The sequence below is a fragment of the Alienimonas sp. DA493 genome (assembly GCF_043951915.1).
Taxonomy (GTDB): Bacteria; Planctomycetota; Planctomycetia; order Planctomycetales; family Planctomycetaceae; genus Alienimonas.
In genome coordinates this window covers 23,292-29,291 of sequence record NZ_JBINJD010000057.1, presented here as the reverse complement: position 1 = coordinate 29,291, position 6,000 = coordinate 23,292, and the positions used below count along the sequence as shown (strand labels likewise).

The following is a 6,000-nucleotide window of genomic DNA, read 5'->3' as shown; positions in this document are numbered from 1 at the left end:
GTCCGTCTCCCAGAGACCGACGCGGCCGCGGTTTTTTTGTGCGCCGGCACAGCAGACGGCGGAGCGTGTCCTCTCCGGCCCGGCCGCCGATGACGCCAGTGTCGGCTCTGCCGTGAACGCCGTTCGCCTCGCCGGAGGCGATCCGGAGCAAGATCTTTTGTTGTGGTGAGACTTCGCGGCCGGTCGTTGCGGTCTGATCGCTCGACGGCCGCGGCGTGGTGGACTACGAATCCCGCGTGCCCTTCACCCCCACCCACGTCGCCGCCGTGTTGCCGGCGTTGCCGTGGTTGCGGCGGCGGTTCGCGGGGAATCGCAGCGTGCCTGCCTCGGCGCTGGTCATCGGGAGCATGATCCCGGACGCTGGCGTCTTCCTGCCGCGAGTCATTGACTACTGGGCGACGCATTCCGTCCGCGGGCTGTTCACCCTCTGCCTGCCGCTGGGGATGGCGGCGTTTCTCGCGTGGGAGTATTTCGTCAAAGCGCCGCTGGTGGACCTCGCGCCGGAGTCCGTCCGGGCGCGGATCAACCGGCCGCGGGGAACGCCGCAACCGCCGCTCACTCTGCGGACGTTGCTGTGGGCGACGGGGCTGATCGTGCTGGGCGCCGCCAGCCATGTGCTTTGGGATTCCTTCACCCACGCCGGGCGGTGGGGCGTGGAGGCCCTGCCGATTCTGGAGCGGGTCTGGTTCACCCTGCCGGAGTGGGCGCCGCTGCGACATCGCGCGATGCCCGGCTATCGCCTCGGGCAGTACGGCAGCACGTTCGTGTTGCTGCCGGTCGTCGGCCTCTACGCCCTCGTCCGACTACGGCGACACGAGCCGGTCGGCGAGCCGCGGTCGGCCGTGCCGCCGGCGGTGCGGACCGCCGTGCTCACGGCGTTCGTCCTGCTGCCGCTCGCCGCGGCGGGGCGGGCCGCGTGGGCCTCCCTGCCGCACAACAACATGCGGATCTTGTTGGTCCGGGCGGTGACCTCCGCGGGGGTGACGTTGGTGATCGCCGTGGTGGCGTACGCCGCCGCCCACGCGGCGCTGGCGCGGCGTGGGCGGCGGGAACGGAGCGGGGGTTGAAGCGCCGGCGGTCGCTTGCGGCGTCGCGGGCCCCGAGGCTCAGAGCCCCTGCGAAACTGCAAGCGATCGGTTCTCACGCCGCGGTGACGTTCATCCGGGTGCGGGCGTGCAGCTCCGCCAGGGTGCGGCGGTCGCCGAGCACGGCCCGGCGGTCGGCGGGGGTGAGGCGGGCCCAACCCTCCGGGCCGCCCTGAACCACCGTCGTTTCGATGCGGTCGCGGGCGTCGGGGGGCAGGGGACGGTCTCCGTCGGTGGCCGTCAGCAGCTCGCTGTGCAGGGCGAAGAAGGCCGGGTCCCGCAGCACGCGGCCGAACAGCGGACCGTCGTCGGCGCTGACCGACTCCGCCGCGTCTTTCGGGGCGGGGGGCGTCGCCAGCAGTTCGGCGTGCCGCCGCAACACGTGGGGCGGGTCCAGCTCCTCGGGCGTCAGCCACAGGCCCCAACGGCGGGCGCAGAGCCCCGCGTCGCGGCTGGCGAGCAGCACGGCCGTCGGGCCGGCGAGAATCAGCCCCACCGCCACCGGGGCCAGCCAGGCCAGCGACTCCGGCGCCGCCAGCCCCGCGGCGAAGCCGGCCAGCAGGCCGATCGCCGCCGCCGGCCAGTGGGCCCGCACGGCGTCGGCCCAGGTGACGGTCTGTTCATCGCGGGTTTGGGCGGTCCAGGTCACCACCCGCCCGGCCAACGTGGTCAGGACGAAGCGGCTGTGGAACAGCATCATGATCGGGGCGACGAGGGCGCTCAGCAGCGTCTCGCAGACGACGCCGGCCGTCGCCCGCAGGCCCCCGCCGTACGCGTCCAACTGCCCGGCCCGGGCCGCGGCGAACAGGGCGTAGAGCTTGGGCAGGATCAGCATGCCCATGCTGAGGCCGAACAGGCTCAGGCCGACGGTCGCGGGATCGGAACCGTCGCCCGCCGCGGCGACTCGCCCCCCGTCGACGGCGGCCGCCAGCAGGGTGAGGATCAGGAAGGCCAACCACAGCGGGCTGGCGCAGTAGCCCATCACGCCCATCGCCAGGTGGAGTTTCGAAACGGGCGCCAGACCGCCGGCGCCGCCTCCGCCGCGACCCAGCAATCGCCGCCGGGCCTCCCACAGCACGCGACCGTGCTGGAGGTTCCCCTGGCACCAGCGCTGATCGCGCTTCGCCCAGTCCAGCAGGGTGGTCGGGCATTCCTCGTAGCTGCCGCCGAGGTCCTCGGCCAGCCGCACGCCCCACCCGGCCCGCCGCATCAGGGCGGCCTCGATGAAGTCGTGGCTCAGGATCTCCCCGCCCAGCGGGGCCTGACCGGGAAGCACCGGCAGGTCGCAGCAGGCCCGGAAGGGTTCGACCCGCAGGATCGCATTGTGGCCCCAGTAGTTGCCGTCCGTGCCGGCCCACAGGCTGAAGCCCCGCAGGAACACCGGCGAGTACAGCCGGGCGGCGAACTGCTGCCAGCGGGCCAGCACGCTGGTGCGGCCCACGGGCGTGGGCGGCGCCTGGAGGATGCCGCAGGACGGGTCGGCGGCGATGCGGCGGGTCATCTCGACCAGCGTCGGCCCGGCCATCAGGCTGTCGGCGTCGAGGGTGACCATGAACTCGTAGTGGTCGCCCCAACGCTCCACGAAGTCCGCCACGTTGCCGGCCTTGCGGGCGGTGTTCTCCGGGCGGTGCCGGTAGAAGACGCGCTCGCCCTCCGGCAGGGAGTCGGTGAGGTCGGCCCAGGCCTGCTCCTCGGCCAGCCAGACGTCCGGGTTGGTGCTGTCGGAGAGCAGGAAGAAGTCGAACCGGCGGCTCGCCCCCCCTTTCTCCGGGCAGACCGCCCGCAGCGAATCCAGCATCGCCCGCACGCCGGCGCACACGCGGGTCGGATCCTCGTTGTAGACCGGCACCAGCACCGCGGTCGGCGGGAGGGATTGCGGGTCGAAGTCCTCCTCCAACTCCGGAATCGCGGCCGGCGTGGGCCGCCGCAACACGGAGACGAAGCCCAGCGTCGCCGTCCAGAAGGAGAGGGCGATCCAGCCGAACAACACGGCGAACAGCCCGACCAGCGGCCACCGCAGCCAGGCGGAGACGTCCGGCAGGGCGCCCGCGAAGGCCCAGGTCGCCGCCGCGGCGGACGCGACGGTGAATAGGGCTAAGGCGGACCGCACCGCCGTGCAGGAGGCGGAACAGATCGGGGGCGAAGGCGGGGCGGCGCCAGCCGGCCCGGGGGCGTGCAAAGACATGTTGAACGAAACGGGGAAGCGGCGACGGGGCGGAGAGTCCGCCGGCCGTCTTGGCCGCCGGGGGAGAAGGGAGGAGAAATCGCGGGATCGCGGTCGCCTCCTGGCGACCGACGAAACCCACACGCGGGGCTCAGCGAAGGCTCCTCGGTGAGGCTTCCTCAGAAGGCTTCACGTACGCAACGATCGCGGCGGGGCGACTTAGCGGCCGAACCGCTGCGGGGTCATCTCGCGGCGCCGCACCGCGGGGACCGCGAGGATTCCGCCGCGGGACAGCCGGGCCGCGAGGCTGGCGTGCCGGGGCGGGGTCGGGCCGCGGTCGCTCAGCTCGGTGAGCCAGCGGGACATGCCCAACGCCGCGTGCCGCAGGGCGACCCGGGACAGCTCGGCCGGCGAAGCGGCCGGACCGACCTCGCCGAACGCCGCGTCCAGGCAGGCCGCGATTGCGGTCCGGGCCGGGCGGGAATTCACGGCGAGCCCCAATTCCCCGAGGTACCGGGCCACGGCGTCCCGGGCCGCGTCGAGCGCGGCGGGATCGGCGAGGGTTCCGGCGAAGGGGTGAGCGTCGGCCGCGGCGGGGTCGTTCAGTTCGGCGGGGGTCAGGGCAGCGGGGGGCATAAAAACCTCCAGGTCTCGGACAGGGAACCGGACGAGAGTTCGCCCGGGGAAGCAGAGTCGACGGCTTCAGGTTCGGATCCGGCGAACGACCCTTCGCCGGTTTCTTCTGAAGATTGGGGGAACAACGCGACGTCCACGGTCACCGGACCGTCCCCGTCGGGTTTGAGCGATAGCGTGACGCGTCGCGTGCCGTCGGCCATCGGGGTCAGGGAGGTGTCCGTATAGGTGCCGCCCTGAGTCGTTACCCGGGGAACGGGGTTCGACCGCTTCGGCACTCCCACGAAGTCCACCGTCAGCCGGGTCGCGGCCGGATCGTTCGGGTCGGCGGTGCGGGTCCAGGCGGCGGCCTTGGCCAACTTGTGCTCCGGCGGGTCGCCGGAGACGAACGACAGCGTGTAGGCCAGCGGGTAGGGCTCGCCGACGGTCGGCTGGACCGCGGGCACCCACCAGGCGGCGATATTGTCGAACCCCTCAAAATCCGTGGGGTATTCCAGCAGTTCGACCGTCCCGCCGGCCCAGACGTTCGGCACGGCGTCCCAGTCGGTTTCCTCCGCCCCGCCGAAGCCCGCGGCGCCGGGGCCGGCGCCGAACGGGTCCAGCGGCAGGGGGGTGACCCACAGGCTGGGACGGTCCTCGTAGCGGGTTTCCGGGTCGGCGTAGCGGGCCGGGTCGCGGTCCCGCTGGAGCAGGCCGAACCCGCGGATCGAGCCGTACCCGCGACCGCTGACGGACGGATAGCTCTGCTGCCCGAGGGCCCGGAAGGTCCACTCGGTGGGGCCGTTCGGGTTCGCGGTCTCCTCCACGCCAGCGTGCACCAGCAGGCCGTCGGAGTCGTGCACCTCGGGGCGGGCGTCCTGTTTGAGGTTCTGGAAGCCGTCGCCCCACAGGAACATGCTGCTGGCCGGGGCGACCGCGACCTTGGTGGGCACGTGCCGGAAGAACAGCGTGGCCCGCACCTCGGCGACCGTGGGGTCGCCGGGGGTCACGTCGAAGCGGTAGGCGCCGGCGACGGCGTGGGAGTCGAGGATCGCCCAGACCCGGGCGGTCTTCGCGTCCACCTCCGGCCGCTGGAGCCAGAGGCCGCGGATGATCGGGAACTCCTCGACCCGCGGCGTGCCGATGTCGATCGCCAGCGCCCGGGCGCTCGCCCCGTACACCTGCCCGGCGCTGATGCCGCGGAAGTAGCTGGCCCCGGCGAAGGCGAAGAACTCCTGCAGGTATTTCTGCCCCGGCAGCGAGCCGAGCAGCTTCATTCCGGCGTAGTCCACCCCGGCGTCGACCGGCAGGCCGACGACCTCGCCGCGGTACTCGAACAGGTTCCGGTCGAAGGCCAGCGTGACGACCTTCCCGTCCTGCACGGTGTTGATTTGCACTTTGTTCCGCAGGATGTCCCCGCGGTGCATCAGCTCCGCCTGGATGGGGGCGTCGAGATACCGCCAGAGCGACATCTCCGGCTTCCAGGCGATCTTGCGGTAGGCGTCGTAGTCGAGGTCGATCAGCTCCTGCGGGACCGGCGGGTCCGGCACGAAGGGCTTGGAGGCAAGGTGCTCCGCCAGGGCGGTGATCGAGCCCTCGCTGAAGGTCTGGCCGTGGGCCGTGCCCGGGAACCAGGGGATCAGCGCCGGCGGCCCCGTGGGATCGCTCTCCTCTTCTTGAGCGGGGCACGCCGCGGGCGCAAGCAGCAGGCCGACGACCGCCCAAGCGGCGGTTCGGGCGGGGACGGGACGGCGGAGAGCGGCGATCGGCGACACGGCGAGACGGTGCGAGGGCGGGGCGGCCGCGGCGGTCAGTCCGCGACGTGCGGATGATCGATGCAAACCGGGGACCGAGACAGCCCTCAAAACCGTCCGTTCACCGAACCCACACGCGGAGACGGCTTTCCGAGCGAAGAACCGTCCCCCGCGGATGCGTCGCTCGGGGCCCCCCCGACAGAAAGAACTTGCGCGTTGCCACGGCCGTTGCGATCGGTGTCGAAACGGCGCCCTGGGCGGCTGCCGGCCGCTCTGTCTGCCCGCCAATCAGGCAGTCGGCGCTCGAACCGGTTGCAGAGTTCTCCCCAGCAGCGGCCGTGCCCGGCGCGCCTGCTGCGGGGTCCGGCGGCGCTACTTTTTCCGC

Annotated in this window: 4 protein-coding genes; 1 reads left to right on the top strand and 3 read right to left on the bottom strand. The window is 72.5% G+C overall.

The features are described from left to right. The first annotated feature begins 236 nt into the window (after window positions 1–236). Entirely contained in the window at window positions 237–1,067 is an 831-nt protein-coding gene (locus ACG2DA_RS10755; RefSeq protein ID WP_395255619.1) for a DUF4184 family protein, read from the top strand. Window positions 1,068–1,140: 73 nt separating this feature from the next. Here the strand turns inward: ACG2DA_RS10755 and mdoH are convergent, their stop codons facing one another. The 3 genes from mdoH to ACG2DA_RS10740 form a co-directional block, all read right to left on the bottom strand. Then, window positions 1,141–3,270, bottom strand: coding sequence for a glucans biosynthesis glucosyltransferase MdoH (gene mdoH / locus ACG2DA_RS10750; RefSeq protein WP_395255618.1), 2,130 nt, complete (start codon window positions 3,268–3,270; stop codon window positions 1,141–1,143). 198 nt (window positions 3,271–3,468) lie between these two features. Then, window positions 3,469–3,885, bottom strand: coding sequence for a hypothetical protein (locus ACG2DA_RS10745; protein ID WP_395255617.1), 417 nt, complete (start codon window positions 3,883–3,885; stop codon window positions 3,469–3,471). Further along, window positions 3,867–5,636, bottom strand: coding sequence for a glucan biosynthesis protein (locus ACG2DA_RS10740; protein ID WP_395255616.1), 1,770 nt, complete (start codon window positions 5,634–5,636; stop codon window positions 3,867–3,869). Before ACG2DA_RS10740 ends, ACG2DA_RS10745 begins: the two co-directional genes overlap by 19 nt. Window positions 5,637–6,000 lie beyond the last annotated feature (364 nt).